Source organism: Bradyrhizobium elkanii WSM2783, from assembly GCF_000472865.1.
Taxonomy (GTDB): Bacteria; Pseudomonadota; Alphaproteobacteria; order Rhizobiales; family Xanthobacteraceae; genus Bradyrhizobium; species Bradyrhizobium elkanii_A.
In genome coordinates this window covers 150,441-166,855 of record NZ_AXAP01000011.1, presented here as the reverse complement: position 1 = coordinate 166,855, position 16,415 = coordinate 150,441, and the positions used below count along the sequence as shown (strand labels likewise).

The window sequence follows — 16,415 nt, the reverse complement described above, 5'->3', positions numbered from 1 at the left end:
CCGGACAAGCCGGTCACGCCCATCCGGCAGCTTCAAATCGGCATGATCGCTCAGAAAGTCGGCGACCTCCGCCTCGATCGCCCGCGCAAGAAGCTGGCGTGCTCCATGCCGCAAAATACTCGTCAGTGGATCATCCATCGCGCCAGGCTGGCGAAGCTCTACAATCTTGCTATTCTCGTTCATGGCGTATCGCTCTGCATAAGAGGTTCTGGCTGGCTGGTTACCCGCCTCGATACGCCGCCCTTCTCAGGCCGTCATCACCCAGATTCCGCCATAGCTCAGTTCAAAGTGCCGAAACTTCAATGTGGCAGCCCTCGCATCCTAAGTTAAGCGTATGACTATGACTTCAAATCACCGCCCGGTCGCGAGGGCGGCCACCTTCGGGCTTCCTTGGATTTCGGCCTATGGCGATCGTCCGAAGGCATCAACGATCCGCGTCGTTGAATACATGACGACCGATATGAATGCGCTCGTAAAATAACCGATCGCGGCAAGCACCATGTCGATCACCGTGCGGCTGTAGACCAGCATCACAAAGCAGACCACCAAGGCCACGATGCTCACGATGACTGTGAATGCATCCCCGGATCGGGCCGCGTAGATGAACGGAGCGACGGCCGTAAGGCCCAGGCACACTACGATCGCGATCCCGGCTATTAACGACCCACCCGTCGCCATCGATGGGACGACCTACCTCACCATGCCTTCGATGGCTGGCTTAGGAACATCACCGGTGTAGACAAGGAAGATGTAACCGCCGATCAGCAGGAGGACCACGGCAAACGACGCAAATTTAACGGCAAAGCGGATGTATTCCATTGCAGGGTCCCCCAAAGCTGAAACTATCGCCGGTTGCAGGGACTGCAAAGGTGCAAGAACGCTTATTCCAAAGCTTTTTGACCGAGTTTGAGGCACTCCGCAGCGAATTACCTGCGTTAGGCCGCCACCCGATCTTCCTTGTCCGCCCCGCGCATAACGATCCTGAGCGCGTCATCCGGCAGCGGCCGCTGCAGCGCCTTGGCCTCATCCCACGCCGCGCGCATCCAGACGTCACGCTCCTCGTCGGTGGTCAGGATCACCGGCATTGCCATAGGGTGGATCGGCTCGACTACAGCGTTGGGCGCGGTTGTCAGGAAGCCGTAGACAAGGTGCGGCCCCGGCACCGGCTTGGACTTCGTGCCGCGTTCACCGTTGAACGTCATCCACACGCCCGCGAACGCGAACAGCGGACGCTCGTCGGCGAGCGCGAACCAGACCACGTCCTTTTTCTTCGTCTCCGGGTTTAGCTCCGGCGCGTACTCGGCGAAGCTGTTGGCCGGGACAAGGCAGCGGTTCTCAGCGCTGAGCCACGCCCGCCAGTGTGGCGATGACGTATTGCGGATGTTAGTTACCGGGTATCCACCGGCTCGTGGTGGCGGCGGCATGCCCCAGCGCATCATCGTCATTTCGAGTTCGCCGCCCGAGTTGCGCACCACTGGTGCCGGGTAGTCCGGAAACACGCCCGGCATCGGCGCGAGGTTGCCGACGTAGCGGTTGATCACGCGGAACAGCGCGATGATCGCGGCTTGGTTGGTGGTGATGCTGTAGAGGTTGCACACGATCCAGCAAAAGCCCGCGATTTATGCCCCAGCTTTCTCTTCCAACGCAGAGCGAAGCATTGCGAAGTTCGCCAGAATATCTTCGCCACTACCCAATGCCTTTATCGCCAAAGTTTTGGCTTCCTGAACATCATCCAACGTTAAACGTGTAATCGAATAGTCGTCCTTGCTCCTGACCGTCATGCTCTTTAGCAGTTTGGTGGCGGCCTGTGGAGCAAACTCGAAACCGTCACCCTTCTTGTTGGGGACCAACGGTGTATGGCAGACAGCGTTTCTGATCTTTGCTACGCGCTCTAGTTGGTCCGCATGCGCTTTGACGGCTTTCTTCCAATTCGGTTGTCTGAGGTGAGCCGCACGGCTCTTTAGGATTTCAATCTTTTGCCGAGGGTCGAGGGTCGCGACTATGGTTTCCAGCATCGGCGACGTGGAGAGGTACATCACCTCAATGATGATATGATTTAGTTGGTGATCGAGCGCGGTGTAAAGCAAAACCATTTCGCCAATTGTCGCATACGCGTTCTTCCATTGCTCTTTCGTGGGCATACTATCGCTCCCCCGGCCACCACGTAGATGGTGGATCGCTGGCTGAAATCTTGGTGGTCCGCAGCGCCACGAGATGGCTCCGCTTGTAGGCATAGCTGCGCTGCTCCGAGCACAGCTTGCAGCGCATGTAGCGCTCCAGCTCTTGGATCGGCGTTGACTTCGGTCGCCGCACGATGTCGAGCGCGACAGTCTGATGCGTTTCGCAGCCGAGACACTTCACTTCGAGGTAGCAGTATCCGGCGTTGAGGGCATCGCCCAGCGTCGGCGATGGCTGCGCCGGACCCTGAAACGCCAGCATGCGCTTGTTCCAAGCCTCACAGGCGAGCCGGTCGGCCTGCTTGCGCGCCTCGGCCGCTTCCTCGGCCGCCGCCCTGACCGACGCGCCATGGACGCGCTCTCGCGATTTGGTGCCCATGCAGGCGGAAGGTGCGCCGGGCGGCGCACGGCGGGCAAGCCACTAGGAATTGCGGTGGATAGCGCGCCGGGCACAAGGCGACGCGCCCGCAAGACAGTGCGTCATCTGACGCACCTGCAAAGCGCAAGCACAAGGACGGCCGTAATCATGCGGGATAATGAATTTACCAGCAAAAACAATGTTTTACTGCACGCGCCACTGGTGGCTGAACGGTTAGACCACCAACCGACAGGAGCAAGCCAGTGCAGACCCCGAAGCACTTCGCCATCCTCCGGCCCGCCCAGAACCCGCAGCCGCTTTTCACCGTCTACGCCTATTCGCTCGAACAGGCCCGCGCGCTCGTCGCGGCAAAGGTACCGGGCGAGACCATCGTTGTCGGCCCCGTCTCGCTAGACGGAGCAAGCCAGTGATCCCCGATACCCGCAACGGCCTTCCCGCAATGGCCTGCGTCTCTGCCCTACAGAAGGCGATCAGGCGCGGCGTGGAGCGTGAAGCCATGGAGTTCGCCATCGAACTCATGCACACCTCTAAAGCCTTCCACACCATGGTCTGCAACAGGCTCGAAGTCATTTGCCATGAAGACCTCGACACCCTGGCAGCGCCGCACGTCTTCCCGTTCGTCGCCGCCTCGCTCGCAGCGTCGAGGGAGCGGTACAGCAAGAGCATCGGCGAAGCCCGGTTGATGGTGGGCAATGCGATCCGCATCATGTGCCGATCGCCGAAGTCGCGTGCGGGCTGTCACTTCGCAGCGGCAATCGGGTTGCGGTCGATGCTTGAGGGCCACGTCCCCGAGATACCGGACTTCGCTCTCGACCAGCACACGCTGGAAGGCCGCAAGCTCGGGCGTGGCCTCGATCACTTCCGCAACGAGGGCGCGAAGCTGATCCCGCCACCGACAGCACCGGACCCGTACATCGAGGAAGCCTACCGGCTGTGGGCGCTGAAGCAGCAGGGCAAGTAAACGGCGTGCGTCCCGCACTGTGCCGGGGCTAAGCCTTTGGACGATCGGACATGTGCTTCGGACCCTCCGATTGAGCTGGTGTCCTAGTCTTGGGACAGGACAACGCGGTCGCAGCGCCGGTAAGGACGGCACGCTCGACATCATCCCCGCATGGAGATGTGCGGGCTGTTCCGGATGCCGCGGGCGGCGATGGACGACGAGAAGATCGTGGAGACGTGGATGAACCGCGCCAAGTTTGGTGGCCGCAATCGATTGCATGGACCAGATCCCTACAATGGTTCGGCCGCGAACACGATGCCGCGAGCCGAACTGGCGCGGCGGCGCTGCAGTGCACACAACTCAGACAACAAAAGCCGACCCACTAAAAAGAAACGAAAGGGGAATAACCATGCTTTCATCCCGTGAGCATGAGAAGCTGTGTTTGCTCGCGGCGGACCGCGCGAACGAAGCGATTACCTCGGTCACCCGGATGTTGGACGACGACGAGCAGGCGCTGCGGTTGACAATCATAGTGCTGATGGCGCTTCACGACACTACTGCCCTGCAGATGGTCGAAACCGCGAGGTTGCCGGACGGCACCGAGCCCTCCTTCGACGATTGCCACACCCGGATCTTACGAGCGGTAATCTCGGGCAACATCGCCGACGCAATCAGCGACCTCGAATACAACAACGCGCGGCCACTCCAATGACCTTCATGACCTCCGAAGAGCTGGACCCGCTTTACGAATCGTCCAAGCGCGGCATCACGGTTTTGTCGGCAACGAGATCCGGCAATTGATCGACGAAATTCGCCATCAATGCGACGAAAATCGGCGCTTGCAGGTTCACATGCGCCACGCGCAACGCCATTAACCTTCGTATCGGTCCCGTGCCCCCTTCAGGTGCCCGGCGCTTCCCTGCGTTCAATTGAGCCACCGATCGCGATCATCTTAGATAGCAAAGTTCGCCACTGTAATTTGAGGACTGCGATGCAGTCCGCGAACGGATCGAGACGGCAAGGAATGAGACAGGTCAACGATAACGGTCCATTCAAGCGCGGCGACGAGGTCAACTGGTACATCGCTTCGCCAAAGCCCTCGTGCGCGGCAGGAAGGTCAGAACGGATTGGCTCGAACGGCGTGGCATCGTCATCCGGTGCAGCGTCAAATATGTCGGCGTGATGTGGTCGGGACGACGGACACCCGATCATCTCCCGGTGCGGGCAGTGGAGAGGATATAATTTACCGCGATATGATGAATTGCAAATATATTCGTACCGGGCCGTCGCGCGGCCCCCGCAGTTCTCACGCTCCCCAAAGGACCCGAGAAACCGATGGGGGTGCACACAAAAAGAAAGGCCGCCTGCGTTGCCACAGGCGGCCCACCGCCTCGGGGACGCTCAAGGCGGGCAGCGATAGCGAAGTGATGCTGGGGGGTTCGCTACCGCATACGCTATCTAAGATGATCGCGATCAGCGGCTCAATTGAACGTAAGGCATCACGGGCCGATACGAAGGATTATGGCGCTCGCCATCCCACCCGCGCTCTTGCGTCCTCCCCTTCGACTCCGGTTGGATGCTCCCCTCGGGCGAGGGCGCAAATAGTCCCCAAGGAGGTTCTGATGCGCATTCTGGCCTTGGCGATTTTGACGATCACGACGGTTTTGACAACGGCACCGGCTCAGGCTCAGACGTACGATCCGGCTTATCCGGTTTGCCTGCGTGCGCACGGCCACTATTACGAATGTCGCTACACGTCGTTGCCTCAGTGCAAGGCGTCGGCATCGGGCCGCGCAGCAGTGTGCGTCATCAATCCATATTTTGCGAGCGCGCAAGTGCCCGCAGATTATCGGCGGCATCGCCGCGACGACTAAAGCTTATTTTGGAGCAGACAAGCTCAATGACAGCGGCGGCCCCACGATGTTTGCCCGGCTCGGCTAGTGGACCCAGAGGGCTACGACGGCACAGGCGAAGCCCACCACTAGGATGCCAGAAGCCGCTATGGTGACTAGGTCAATTGACCAGTGGTGGCCGACGAAATCGACGTGTCTGGAGTGATTTTCGTCCCGATATGTCTGAAGGCGCATGGCAGCACCTCCTTGTGCGCGTTGGCACCTGATTCAATCGGCTGTTGCCAAAATAGTTCCCTGCCTCGCCCCAACGTTGCCGGTGAACCCAAATCCAACACCGTGGTGGATAATCCCACCGGAGACCATCGCCCGCGCGGCGGCGACCGACCGGGTCGCAGTGCAAGAGCCGAGCGGCAAGCGACGGGCAGGCGTCGGGGCAGTGGCTGGCGTCGCATCGGGGCCGAACCCCGTTACCGCTATCCACACCAAAGTACGACATTTCGGCGGCATCTCCGGGACTCTACTTAGGGGCTTGCCACTAAGGCATGGAGCGGAATTTCCGAGTTTGTTTGCTCCATTTACCAATAGGTGGTCCGCCTCAGAGAGGAGATGGCCCACATGCGTACCAAATCGTTACTGGCGGTAGCCGTCCGCTTCCCTCAGGCATGCGGTCCAGCAATCTCTAGAGTTTGATCATGGCAATCTGCTACGATGCTAACGTCAATCCTCCGCGTCCTGGTTCCGGCCATGAATATAAGAATGCGATGCCATGGCTTAACGACGAACCGCAATTTGCCTGCGAGGGCTGCGGTGATCTCGTTACGCTTGAGAAGGCGAAGCTGCGGGACGATATCAGAGGCGCCAATAAGGCTTGGAACGGCTTGCTCAAACGCTACAGGAAGTAAGCCAAGTCGCACGTACCCCCTGAGTGAAGGAACAGATTTCCGATCTCGAACCGGAGTGCGCGCTCGCGGTTCTGTCGCATCGGACTACGCCGCCGCGATCTTCGCGAAGCAGCACAAGCGGCGCTGACCCCACCCTGACCTCGACCTCGGGCATCGCACCACACCTCGAACCTCGGCCACGTTGCCAGCGCTCGATGACGGACGGCACCGCACATCGGGAGCAGCAAGCAACGGGCAGCGAGACCGTAGGACGGCCGTACAGCGCGCCGGGAGCGCGGGGCACAGGGAACACCGCGCCTCAAGGGCTCCGCCCGTTCGATGTCGGCGCTCCAGACACCGCGCAGCGTGCCGACGCATCAGCGGCCAAACAGATCTTTGCTGAATAGAAGCTCGCCATTCTGGCGGGCTTGTAATTTGCCTTTGCCCTTACCGGCCCCGGGGGCACCGCCCTGCTTGGTTTCCGGATGCGCCGCCGTATCCCTTACAAAGTTCTCATTTGAGGACCTTCTAACCGTTTGCTCTCAGTCTGCGGTCCGGTTTGCAGTTTTTGTTCTAGAGTTGTATTGGCACAAGAATGAAGAACCCATATTGGTCCAGTCAAGGCCAGACACATCCCATTAGCATTGATCAAATCCGAGGTCTCTGCTTCGACGTAGTGAACATCGTTGCAGCGAGCGGAGAGCTGGCTGGAGACAGCGCGGATATCGAGCCAGATGAGGGAGTGCCTTCCGAATCGCGAATCTTTCAGCTTCATCATGAATTAGCTGAACGAGAGTTGTGCGAAAAACTGCTTCGACTCGCTGTTTTGGTGCGGACGTTTGACGACATCGCTTCGACCTCCGCGAAGGCCGATGAGTATAGGGAGCACGCTAACCAGACTAGCGGTCAGAACGAGATTGGGTTCCTGAGGGTTGACGGCAGTGTCGCAGATTTCAATCTGCGTGAAGCGTGCAACAAGATTATTCATGCTCAAGAAATTCGAGCGGTTTATGACGATGCCGTCCGATTTAGTGGCGACGAGTTAGTTAGCAGACGTTGGTATTGCGACGGAGAAGTAGAATTGAAGGGTACCCAGAACAAGAAATTTTGGGAAGCTTCTGTCTACATCTTCGATTTCATAGAAACGGTGTTAGAGCGTATCGATTTCGAGCTTTAGCTTTCCAAAGGCTCACGGTGCAGGTAGGTAAAGTGGCATTGTTTGCCGTCTTACCCCTTGCCGCTCTTCTTGCCGGGGCGGCGTTCGATAGCATTATCGTGTGTGACAACCCAGGGGGTGATGAAGGCGGCACCGATATCCAAGGAGGTGCTCTCGGCGCGATGATGGCTCAAAACCAGCGACGTGAAGCTCAGCTCGCAAGGAGTACCAAAATGATTCGGTGCGGAGTGGCGATCACCGCTCTCGGCTCTTTGCTATAGGTGATCGGCGGCATAAGTCAGGCAATGTGAAATCGAGCGGAGTAGGTCGTCATTGTCGCCTGCCCAAAACCCGACCGCGCTCGTCGTATAGAGTCCCGCTTTTGAATTCCGTCGCGGTGACCCGGCCGCGACCGTCGTAAAACGTCGTCGTTCCCTGACTGTCCGTCGTTGAACGGCCGACGACTTTGCCGGACGAGTCGTAGAATGCGCGCTGTTGCGCCGAGGCTGCGGTCGCCAGAACGGCGAGCAGTGCGGCTATGGCCATCTTGGCACTCACAACTCATCCTCCATATACGGCTCGCCATCTTCGTCGTACTTGATCTTGTCGATTAGCTTGCCGTCCGAATGTTCGATGAAGCACTCTGCGCAGAGGTTCATGCCGTCAACGTCCGAAATGTCGGCTTCGTGCGGGCATCCCGGGCAATCGCAGAAGACCCAGACTTCGCGTTGGCTCATTCAATCACCTCGTAAGAACCTGCGCTATTGTGCGAGAGTGCGCCGAGGCTGTGCCGGTCATCATCGCGAACGGTCAGCAGGGCGAGCAGGATCTTGGTCGCTTGGTTCGTCATCCCGCGAACGTAGCACGCGGGGACATCACTGGCGCAGGAAGTCGCGGCGAAAGATAGGATAGTCCTGCTTCCCAGGGCCCGCCAGCCAGCCCCGCCCCCATGCGTTATTCCGGAGCCGCCGCTACCCAGACACCGGCAAGGCAAAGGCGCATCAGCGGCTTTCGCGCGCGGTGCGTTGATCGATCAGCACAAAATCCGCTCCCGACACCAACCCGATGCCGCGAGAAGACCGCGAAATCGTCAAGCCGGACCCGATTCGTTTTAACAGATGCTTAACGCAGTGGGCGTAAGGGTCGCGCGTCGTGGTGATGCTAGGGGGTGAATCTGAGCCAGGGAGTGAACCTGATGATCACTCGGACACTTGCTGCGGCGCTCGCGGGAGCGACTCTGTTCGGCCTTACCGCGCAGGCCGCGCCGACGCCCAAGCACAAGGCGAAGCCGGCAGTCACCGTCACAGTGACGGTGACGAACTCGCGCAAAGCCGATCTAGTCCAACTGGAGGCGGCCGAGTCCGGCTCTTCAGACTGGAAGAAATTGGTCGGCCCGGTGAAATCCGGCAAGCAAGCGTCGGCTAAGCTGCCGCAGGCCAGCGATTGCCGCTTCGATCTGCGCGGGATGTTCAACGACGGCGAGTCGATGGATGCGTCCGGCATCAACGTCTGCGCCGATAAGACGCTCAACCTGACCGATTGACGCGGGCCCTCTCGCGCTGGCCGGAATGAGAAAAACCCGGCCAGCGATGTGCTGACCGGGTGCAGACCGGCGCTGGCGTCGCTTTTATATCTCACGCCGCGAGCAGGTCCCGGTTGAGTTGTGCAACTTGGGGCGTCTCGGTCAACGTTTCGCGCAATGACCGTTCGATGACCGTCGCCATCTCGCGCCGCAGGTCGAACTTGTCCCAGCGAGCATAGACCGCCGTCACGCCCTTGCGGGTATGCGCGAGGATCGCGCCGATCTGTTCGAGCGAGTAGCCCGACTTGTCGAGGATCGTCGCGGCGGATCGGCGAAGATCGTGCGGCCGCCACGGCTGCATCCCGAGGCCTTCGACGATGCGCTGGGCCGCTTCGTACAACTGCTGCCGCCCGGCTAGCTTGAACAGCCGCACATCCGGATCGCTCTTGAGGTGCGGCCGTAGCAGTTCGAGCGCCAGGCCGGTGAGCGGCGTGATGAACGGGCTACCGGCCTTCATGCGCTCTGCGGGCAGTGACCAGTGGGGACCGTGCTCGCTCGGCCCACTGAGGTCGCGAAGCTCGCTGCCAACTATGCCCGCTACCATCCCCGGCCGTGCCGCCGTCACGAGGATCAGCCGCAGCGCGGTTGCGGCATCGCGCGACACCTTGAACCGTTCCGGCTCCTCCAGAGCCCGCCAGACCTGTTTGATTTCGACGGTACTCAGGAAGCGGTCGCGCGGAACGGAGGCCCCACCGGGCGCGGGAAGGTCCGCAAAAGGGTTGATAGCCGTGAACTTGCGGCCGGGCTGTTTCGCCCACTTGAACATCGCGCCAAGGATAAATCGGGTCTGGTTTGCCGCTGCTTTCTTGCCGCGCTCGTCGGCGATGTCCTGGAGCATTTCGGCGGCATCGTCGTCGGTGATCGAGGACAGCGGGCGGTCGTTCCAGTCGTAGACGCGCCCGATGCGATTGAGCGTATTGAGCGTCTTTTTCCCGGAACGGAGCAGGACCAGCTTGGCGTCGTGATAGAGCGCGACGACCTCGGCATAGGTCTTAGTTTTTTTTTAGCATCGAGGCGCTCGACCTTGGCCGCCTGGGGCGAACCGCCATTGGCGACGACCTTGCGCGCGTCGTTGGCCTGTTCGCGCGCCCGCGTCAGGGACAGGTCCGGGTAGCGGCCGAGGGTCAGCCACTCGACCTTGCGGGTGGTTTTGTTGCGGTACGCGAAGGCGAAGGTCTTTACCCCCTTCGGCGTGATCCTGATGCAGAGGCCGGGACAGGTGGGATCGCCGACCGGGTAAGGGGCCTCGCGCGGCGCGAACGACCGGATGGCCGCGTCGGTGAGCTTCGTTCTCATGGATGTCGTCTCTCGGGTTGCTGTTAGCTCTGCTAACAAAAGTGCGAAATACTGTGCTTCGCAGTGAGACCAAGAGAGACGGCAGAAACGAGGCACGAAATGGAAGTTAGCCCGTACCGTCAGGCACTTACCTGTTTCATCTTGTTTCAAGCAGTCTCGCGTGATCTCATCGCGAGACTGAAAAATATTTAGCTTCGCTAATCCGCCCCACGATCCTCATGCCCGTCGCCTAAAGTTCTAGCCTTGATTTCCGGGTCGGTTGGAACCTTCGGCGCGTCATGTCGTTTGTGATCGAACGACCCAAGCAGTTCAAATTCGCGGGGGCTTGTCCGAGGGAGATGCTCCCATGGCAACGCTCGGTCTCGACGCCACCCAACTGACTCCATCCGAGCATCAGCGCCAGCTTCGGCGCGCCGTCATCGCCTCCACGATTGGGACCGCGATCGAATGGTATGATTTCTTCCTTTACAGCACCGTCACCGGTCTGGTTTTCGCAAAACTGTTCTTCCCGAACTCCGACCCTTGGGTCGGCACGCTGGAGGCCTTCGCCATTTACGCTGTCGGCTTCGTTGCGCGGCCGATAGGCGCTGCGATCTTCGGGCATTATGGCGACCGCATCGGCCGTAAAGCGACGCTGATCGCGACGCTGCTCCTGATGGGACTGGCGACCGCGGCAGTGGCCGTGGTGCCGACCTATGAGCGCATCGGCATCTGGGGTGCGGTGATCCTGACGGTGCTGCGCTTCATCCAGGGCGTCGGTGTCGGCGGCGAATGGGGCGGCTCGGTGCTGATGTCGATGGAATGGGCGCGCGACAACCACTCCCGCGGGTTCATCGCGTCATGGCCGCAATTCGGCGTGCCCTGCGGCCTGTTCCTCGCCAATCTCGCGGTGCTGGCGTTCAGCCAGATGGCTGGGGACCAGTTCCTCGCCTGGGGCTGGCGGATTCCGTTTGCGCTCAGCTTAATCCTAGTCGTCGTCGGCCTCTACATTCGGCTCGGCATTCTGGAAACGCCGGTGTTCAGCAAACTGCAGGCCGAGCAAAAGCTCGACCGCACGCCGATGCTGACGGTGATCAAGGAGTATCCGAAGGAAATCCTGCTGTCCGCCTTCGCGCGGATGGCCGAGCAGGCGCCGTTCTACATCTTCACCGCCTTCGTCTTTTCCTACGGCATTGCGACGCTGCACGTCTCGCGCGACTTCCTGCTCACTGCAGTGCTCACGGCTTCGGTGCTGTCGTTCGTCTCGATCCCGCTGTTCGGACATCTGTCTGACCGGATCGGCCGCAAGAACATGTATATGATCGGTGCCGTCGTGACCGGTATATTCGGTTTCATCTACTTCGCGATGCTCAACACTGGATCTCTGACGATCATCTTCCTCGCGATCGTCCTGTCGCTGATCCCGCACGACATGATGTACGGGCCGCAGGCCGCGCTGATCGCCGAGAGCTTTACCGGACGCCTGCGCTACAGCGGCTCATCGCTCGGCTATCAGCTCGCGTCGGTGATCGCCGGCGGTCCGGCGCCGCTGATCGCGGCCTGGCTGTTCGGCATGTACCAGTCGGCGACCGCAATCGCGATCTACATCGCGATCTGCGCCGTCATCACCCTGGTCGCGACTGCGCTGATGACCGACTACACCGGAAAGGACATCAACGCGGCCGACGCACACGACCGGCGGCCATAAGGCAGCAAATGGAGGAAAGGGCATGTTGAAATGGCGGAATGAATCGGCGCTCGATCTCTACAATCTGGCGGCAGCGATCTTCCTGCTTGCGGCACCCTGGATGTTTGTCCGTGTCAACCCGACGGCGGCAATCGATCTGCGGGCAAGCGGCGCGGCGATCGCGATCCTGTCGCTGGCGGCGATCATTGCATTTTCCGCTTGGGAAGAATGGGTCAACCTGCTCGTCGGGGGCTGGCTGATCGTGTCACCCTGGCTGCTCGGCTTCGCGCACACCCGCGCAATGCATTTCAGCATCGTCGCCGGCGCCGTGGTGATGTTCATGTCGCTGCTTGAGCTGTGGCTGGAATACGAGAAGACGCATCTCGGCCCGGGCGCGTCGGAGGAGTCCGAGAGGCAGGTGGAGTCGTAGGGCGGATTAGCGAAGCGTAATCCGCCATCTTCGCGCAACAGTGCCGTAGCCCGGGTGGAGCCCAGCGGAACCCGGGACCTCTGAGTTAACGTCGAGTGCGGCCCCGGGTTACGCTACGCTCCACCCGGGCTACGAAGCTTAGCAAGAACGGGACTGTCTTCCGGGACGCGCGCAGCGCGAGCCCGGAATCCACTTCTCCGCCGTCACCTGCCGCCTAATGGATTCCGGGTTCGATGCTGCGCATCGCCCCGGAATGACGGCGGTGACTGCGGTTAGGGCGGAGTATTACTCCGGCTGGCCGATCGAGACCTTCAGCGTGCCGACGCCGTCGACGCCGCACTCGATTTGATCGCCGGGCTGGAGCTGGGAGACGCCGGCTGGTGTTCCCGTCATGATGAGGTCGCCGGCGGCGAGCTTCACCTGCTGCGAGAGCTGCCAGATGATCTCGGGCACGTTCCAGATCAGTTCGGTGAGGTCGCCCTTCTGGGTTTCCTTGCCGTTGACGGTGAGCCAGATCCTGCCCTTTGACGGATGGCCGATCTTGGAGGCGGGCTGCAGCGCAGAGCAGGGCGCCGAATAGTCGAAGGATTTTCCGATCTCCCAGGGACGCTCCTTCTTGCGCGAGGCGATCTGCAGATCGCGGCGGGTGAGATCGATGCCGACGGCGTAGCCATAGACATGGTCCAGCGCCTTGTCGGCGGGAATGTTGAGGCCGCCGCTCTTCATTGCGACCACCAGTTCGACCTCGTGGTGCAGGTCCTTGGTCAGCGGCGGGTAGGGGATGGCAGCACCGTCAGGCACCAGCATGTCGGCGTGCTTGGCGAAGAAGAAGGGCGGCGCGCGCTCGTCATTGCCCATCTCGCGGATGTGTTCGAGGTAGTTGCGGCCGACGCACCAGATGCGGCGGACGGGGAAGGATTTCGTCTCGCCGACGACGGGGAGCGAAGGCTGCGGCGGGACGGGGATGACGTAGTCTGTGGCGGTCATGAAGCGCTCTCGTTCTCGATGTGGGATGGTTTAGCCGGTGGCGCTGATCGGGGCCAGCGTGAGCGGGTGGGTGTCGTAGTGCTGCAGGCGGAAGAACGAGGCGTAGCGGCCGCCGCGGCGGAGCAGTTCGTCATGGCGACCGCGCTCGACGATCTGGCCGCCCTCGACCACCAGGATCGCGTCCGCATGCATGATGGTGTGCAGCCGATGCGCGATCACGATCGTGGTGCGGTTCTGGCAGAGATGCTCGATCGCCTCCTGCACTTGCTTTTCGGATTCGGAATCAAGCGCGGCGGTCGCTTCATCAAGCAGGATGATCGGCGCGTTCTTGATCAGCGCGCGCGCCACCGCGATGCGCTGGCGCTGCCCGCCGGACAACTGCGTGCCGAGCTCGCCGACCGGGGTGTCGTAGCCGAGCGGGAAGCTGGTGATGAAGTCGTGCGCACAGGCCGCCTTGGCCGCGTCCACGATCTGATCTTCGGTGGCGCCGGGCTTGCCGAAGGCGATGTTGTTGCGGATGGTGTCGCGGAACAGATAGACGTCCTGGCCGACATAGGCGGTCTGCTGGCGCAGCGAGCGCCGCGACACCGAAGCGATCGATTGGCCGTCGATCAGGATGTCGCCCTCACTCGCTTCATAGAAGCGAAGCAGCAGCGCCAGCACTGTGGACTTGCCGCCGCCGGAGGGGCCGACCAGCGCGGTGACCTTGCCGGGCTCGGCGACGAAGCACATGTGGTTCAGCACCGGCGCGTCGGCGCGATAGGCAAAGCCGACATCGCGCAGCTCAATCCGCGCTTCGGTCAGCCTCAAGGCCGGCTTGTCGTCGTCGGAGCGTTCGCTCGCGGGGCTATCGACGACTTCGAGCAGCATCCGCGCGCCGACCAACTGGCTGTTGAGATCGATGTTGAGCCGCGACAGCCGTTTTGCCGGCTCGGTTGCCATCAGGAAGGCGGTCATGAAGGAGAAGAACGCGCCGGGGGTCGCGTTGAGCGCGACCACGCTGTAGCCGCCATAGAGCAGGCAGCCGGCCACTGCGAAGCCGCCGAGCATCTCCATCAGCGGGTTCGAGCGGTTGGCGACCCGCGCCATCTTGTTGGCGTTGCGCTCGACGGCCGTGATGTTCGCGTCGATGCGCTGCTTCATCGTCTCTTCCAGCGTGAACGCCTTCACGGTGCGGATGCCCTGCAGCGATTCCTGCATGGTCTCGAGGATGTCGGCGGTGCCGGTGAACTGGTTGTAGGCGAGGCCCTTGATGCGCTTCACCAGCTTGCGCAGGATCAGCATCGCCGGCGGCACCACCACAAGGCCAATGAACGACAGCACCGGATCCTGGAACACCATCACGCCGATCATGGCGATCAACGTCAACAGATCGCGCCCGATGGTGTTGATCAGCATGTTGAGGACGTCGGTGATGGATTTGGCGCCGGCGGTCAGCCGGGCCAGGAATTCCGACGAATGCCGTTCGGAGAAGAAGCCGATGCTTTCGCTCATCAGCTTGGCGAATAACTGGCGCTGATTGTTGGCCAGGATGGCGTTGCTGATTTTCGCCAGGATCATGGAGTGGCCGTAGGTCGCCACGCCCTTGATGAAGAGCAGAATGACGGTCACGCCGGAGAGACGCGCGATGCCGGCAATGTCCCTGTCGATATAGGCCTGGTTGATCACCTGACCCAGGATATAGGCGGCGCCGGCGGTGGCGCCGGCCGATATTGCCATCAGGACGAACGCTTGCAGATAGCGCCGCCAATAGGTGAGCCCCTGCTCGGCGATTAGACGGCGAATCAGGATCGCCGCCCCATAGGGGTCGTCGGTTATCTTTCTTGGAGGCTCGGTCATCCGCGTTCCCTTGACGCCGCGTTGTTCGGAAGCGGGCGCGCGTCAGCGTCAGGCGAACGACTCCTTGCCTGCGAAACAGATGTTTTTCAAGCCATATTCAGGCCAAATAACGGCTTGATTTTCAGGCCGATTCCGCCTGCTGGAGCGGGCCGCCGCGCTCCAGGAACAGCTTTTGCTCCCAGGCCAGCGCATGCGCCGCGATGGTCTCGAGATCGTCGTATTTCGGCGTCCAGTCCAGGAGCGTGCGGATGCGGCTGGTGTCGGCGACCATGGTCATGATGTCGCCGGGACGGCGCGGCGCAACCGACACGGCGAAATTGCGCATGGAGACGCAGCGCACCGCCTCGATCGTCTCCAGCACCGAATAGCCGCGGCCATAGCCGCAATTCAGCGTGACCGAACCTCCGCCGGCACGCAAATAGGACAGCGCGGAACGATGCGCCTCGACGAGATCGGTGACATGGATGAAGTCGCGGATGCAAGTACCGTCCGGCGTCGGATAGTCGCTGCCGAACACGTCGACCTTGGCGCGCTGGCCGGTGGCGGCCTCGACCGCGATCTTGAGCAGGTGCGTCGCGCCGATGGTGGAAAGCCCGATGCGGCCCAGCGGGTCGGCGCCGGCGACGTTGAAATAGCGCAGCACGACGTAGCTCATGCCATAGGCGGTGGCCGCATCATGCAGCATGATCTCCGTCATCAGCTTCGACATGCCGTAGGGCGACAGCGGCCGCGTCGGCGCGGTCTCCGGCACCGGCACCTCTTCAGGATTGCCGTAGACGGCAGCGGTGGACGAGAAGATGAAGCGGCTGACGCCCGACTTGACCGCCGCGTTCAACAGGCTCTGTGTGGTCATCGTGTTGTTGCGGTAGTAGCCGAGCGGATCGCGCATCGATTCCGGAACCACCACCGAGCCGGCGAAATGGATGATGCTCTCGACGCCATGCTGGGCGATCACGCCCTCGACGAGATTTTCGTCGCCGGCATCGCCGATGAACAGCGGCACGCCTTCGGGCAACAGGGCGGAGAAGCCGGTCGAGAGGTTGTCGACCACCACGACGCTTTCGCCGGCATCGACCAGCGCGCGCACCATGTGACTTCCGATATAGCCGGCGCCGCCGGTGACGAGCACGGTCATGACTTCACCTCTCCCCGCTATTTTCCCGAGATGTTAGCGGGGGCGCGATGAAGAGGGGGTTTCGTGGCCTCAGAACTGGCCCCTATGCTTAATG

General features: G+C 61.2%; 22 protein-coding genes and 2 pseudogenes. 10 read left to right on the top strand and 14 right to left on the bottom strand.

Translation table 11 applies throughout. From position 1 onward, the window contains the following. The 6 genes and pseudogenes from YY7_RS63045 to YY7_RS0113110 form a co-directional block, all read right to left on the bottom strand. Nucleotides 1–183: pseudogene (locus tag YY7_RS63045) on the bottom strand (IS256 family transposase); the annotation flags it as partial. Nucleotides 184–402: 219 nt separating this feature from the next. After that, nucleotides 403–564, bottom strand: a complete 162-nt coding sequence (locus tag YY7_RS0113130) for a hypothetical protein (RefSeq protein WP_155255148.1) — start codon at nt 562–564, stop codon at nt 403–405. Nucleotides 565–690: 126 nt separating this feature from the next. Beyond that, nucleotides 691–819: a hypothetical protein gene (locus YY7_RS64375; RefSeq protein ID WP_283807001.1), complete on the bottom strand. Its 129-nt coding sequence runs from the start codon at nt 817–819 to the stop codon at nt 691–693. A gap of 116 nt (nt 820–935) precedes the next feature. Then, entirely contained in the window at nt 936–1,598 is a 663-nt protein-coding gene (locus YY7_RS0113120) for an SOS response-associated peptidase (protein WP_028163650.1), read from the bottom strand. A 21-nt stretch (nt 1,599–1,619) separates the two neighbouring features. Further along, nucleotides 1,620–2,141: a hypothetical protein gene (locus YY7_RS0113115; RefSeq protein WP_028163649.1), complete on the bottom strand. Its 522-nt coding sequence runs from the start codon at nt 2,139–2,141 to the stop codon at nt 1,620–1,622. Nucleotide 2,142: 1 nt separating this feature from the next. Continuing rightward, nucleotides 2,143–2,556 carry a hypothetical protein gene (locus YY7_RS0113110; RefSeq protein WP_028163648.1) on the bottom strand — a complete coding sequence of 138 codons (414 nt, stop codon included), beginning with the start codon at nt 2,554–2,556 and terminating at the stop codon, nt 2,143–2,145. Nucleotides 2,557–2,798: 242 nt separating this feature from the next. Between YY7_RS0113110 and YY7_RS60265 the strand changes: the two genes are divergently transcribed. The 4 genes from YY7_RS60265 (at nt 2,799) to YY7_RS0113090 (ending at nt 4,208) form a co-directional block, all read left to right on the top strand. Continuing rightward, on the top strand, nt 2,799–2,966 hold the full coding sequence (locus YY7_RS60265; protein ID WP_155255146.1) for a hypothetical protein: 168 nt from the start codon (nt 2,799–2,801) through the stop codon (nt 2,964–2,966). Nucleotides 2,967–3,052: 86 nt separating this feature from the next. Beyond that, the gene (locus YY7_RS51500; RefSeq protein ID WP_155255145.1) at nt 3,053–3,517 is read left to right on the top strand and encodes a hypothetical protein; all 465 of its coding nucleotides are present in this window, start codon (nt 3,053–3,055) and stop codon (nt 3,515–3,517) included. Between the two features lie 189 nt (nt 3,518–3,706). Next, nucleotides 3,707–3,922: a hypothetical protein gene (locus YY7_RS61850; protein ID WP_196237263.1), complete on the top strand. Its 216-nt coding sequence runs from the start codon at nt 3,707–3,709 to the stop codon at nt 3,920–3,922. After that, nucleotides 3,906–4,208, top strand: a complete 303-nt coding sequence (locus tag YY7_RS0113090; protein ID WP_035689993.1) for a hypothetical protein — start codon at nt 3,906–3,908, stop codon at nt 4,206–4,208. The genes YY7_RS61850 and YY7_RS0113090 overlap by 17 nt, the downstream gene beginning before the upstream one ends. Nucleotides 4,209–4,239: 31 nt before the next feature. On the opposite strand, the gene YY7_RS60260 is transcribed toward YY7_RS0113090, so the two are convergent. Then, a complete protein-coding gene (locus YY7_RS60260) occupies nt 4,240–4,434 on the bottom strand; it encodes a hypothetical protein (protein WP_155255144.1) in 195 nt (64 codons plus the stop codon). 684 nt (nt 4,435–5,118) lie between these two features. On the opposite strand from YY7_RS60260, the gene YY7_RS58005 reads away from it, so the two are divergent. From YY7_RS58005 to YY7_RS0113065, 3 genes are all read left to right on the top strand, one after another. After that, nucleotides 5,119–5,370 carry a DUF3551 domain-containing protein gene (locus tag YY7_RS58005; protein WP_028163645.1) on the top strand — a complete coding sequence of 84 codons (252 nt, stop codon included), beginning with the start codon at nt 5,119–5,121 and terminating at the stop codon, nt 5,368–5,370. Between the two features lie 671 nt (nt 5,371–6,041). Then, nucleotides 6,042–6,251, top strand: coding sequence for a hypothetical protein (locus tag YY7_RS0113070; RefSeq protein ID WP_028163644.1), 210 nt, complete (start codon nt 6,042–6,044; stop codon nt 6,249–6,251). A 655-nt stretch (nt 6,252–6,906) separates the two neighbouring features. After that, a complete protein-coding gene (locus YY7_RS0113065; protein ID WP_155255143.1) occupies nt 6,907–7,407 on the top strand; it encodes a hypothetical protein in 501 nt (166 codons plus the stop codon). A gap of 309 nt (nt 7,408–7,716) precedes the next feature. Here the strand turns inward: YY7_RS0113065 and YY7_RS0113055 are convergent, their stop codons facing one another. Together YY7_RS0113055 and YY7_RS0113050 are read right to left on the bottom strand one after the other, a co-directional pair. Beyond that, complete coding sequence (locus YY7_RS0113055) at nt 7,717–7,944, bottom strand: hypothetical protein (protein WP_028163641.1); 228 nt, start codon at nt 7,942–7,944, stop codon at nt 7,717–7,719. Then, nucleotides 7,941–8,123: a hypothetical protein gene (locus tag YY7_RS0113050; RefSeq protein ID WP_028163640.1), complete on the bottom strand. Its 183-nt coding sequence runs from the start codon at nt 8,121–8,123 to the stop codon at nt 7,941–7,943. The genes YY7_RS0113055 and YY7_RS0113050 overlap by 4 nt, the downstream gene beginning before the upstream one ends. A gap of 458 nt (nt 8,124–8,581) precedes the next feature. On the opposite strand from YY7_RS0113050, the gene YY7_RS0113040 reads away from it, so the two are divergent. Beyond that, nucleotides 8,582–8,929 (top strand): hypothetical protein, encoded by a 348-nt coding sequence (locus YY7_RS0113040; RefSeq protein ID WP_155255142.1) that lies wholly within the window; start codon nt 8,582–8,584, stop codon nt 8,927–8,929. Nucleotides 8,930–9,020: 91 nt separating this feature from the next. Here the strand turns inward: YY7_RS0113040 and YY7_RS0113035 are convergent, their stop codons facing one another. Together YY7_RS0113035 and YY7_RS63040 are read right to left on the bottom strand one after the other, a co-directional pair. Then, nucleotides 9,021–9,806 (bottom strand): tyrosine-type recombinase/integrase, encoded by a 786-nt coding sequence (locus YY7_RS0113035; RefSeq protein ID WP_028163638.1) that lies wholly within the window; start codon nt 9,804–9,806, stop codon nt 9,021–9,023. A 191-nt stretch (nt 9,807–9,997) separates the two neighbouring features. After that, a pseudogene (locus YY7_RS63040) lies at nt 9,998–10,264 on the bottom strand (Arm DNA-binding domain-containing protein); the annotation flags it as partial. 346 nt (nt 10,265–10,610) lie between these two features. On the opposite strand from YY7_RS63040, the gene YY7_RS0113030 reads away from it, so the two are divergent. Further along, nucleotides 10,611–11,951, top strand: coding sequence for an MFS transporter (locus tag YY7_RS0113030; RefSeq protein WP_028163637.1), 1,341 nt, complete (start codon nt 10,611–10,613; stop codon nt 11,949–11,951). A gap of 22 nt (nt 11,952–11,973) precedes the next feature. Continuing rightward, on the top strand, nt 11,974–12,360 hold the full coding sequence (locus YY7_RS51495; RefSeq protein ID WP_051396687.1) for an SPW repeat protein: 387 nt from the start codon (nt 11,974–11,976) through the stop codon (nt 12,358–12,360). Nucleotides 12,361–12,645: 285 nt separating this feature from the next. Here YY7_RS51495 and YY7_RS0113020 read toward each other — a convergent pair whose 3' ends face one another. The 3 genes from YY7_RS0113020 to galE form a co-directional block, all read right to left on the bottom strand. After that, nucleotides 12,646–13,347 carry a fumarylacetoacetate hydrolase family protein gene (locus YY7_RS0113020; protein ID WP_028163636.1) on the bottom strand — a complete coding sequence of 234 codons (702 nt, stop codon included), beginning with the start codon at nt 13,345–13,347 and terminating at the stop codon, nt 12,646–12,648. A 30-nt stretch (nt 13,348–13,377) separates the two neighbouring features. After that, complete coding sequence (locus tag YY7_RS0113015; protein ID WP_028163635.1) at nt 13,378–15,186, bottom strand: ABC transporter ATP-binding protein; 1,809 nt, start codon at nt 15,184–15,186, stop codon at nt 13,378–13,380. 121 nt (nt 15,187–15,307) lie between these two features. After that, nucleotides 15,308–16,321 carry a UDP-glucose 4-epimerase GalE gene (gene galE / locus YY7_RS0113010; protein WP_028163634.1) on the bottom strand — a complete coding sequence of 338 codons (1,014 nt, stop codon included), beginning with the start codon at nt 16,319–16,321 and terminating at the stop codon, nt 15,308–15,310. Between the last annotated feature and the right edge of the window lie 94 nt (nt 16,322–16,415).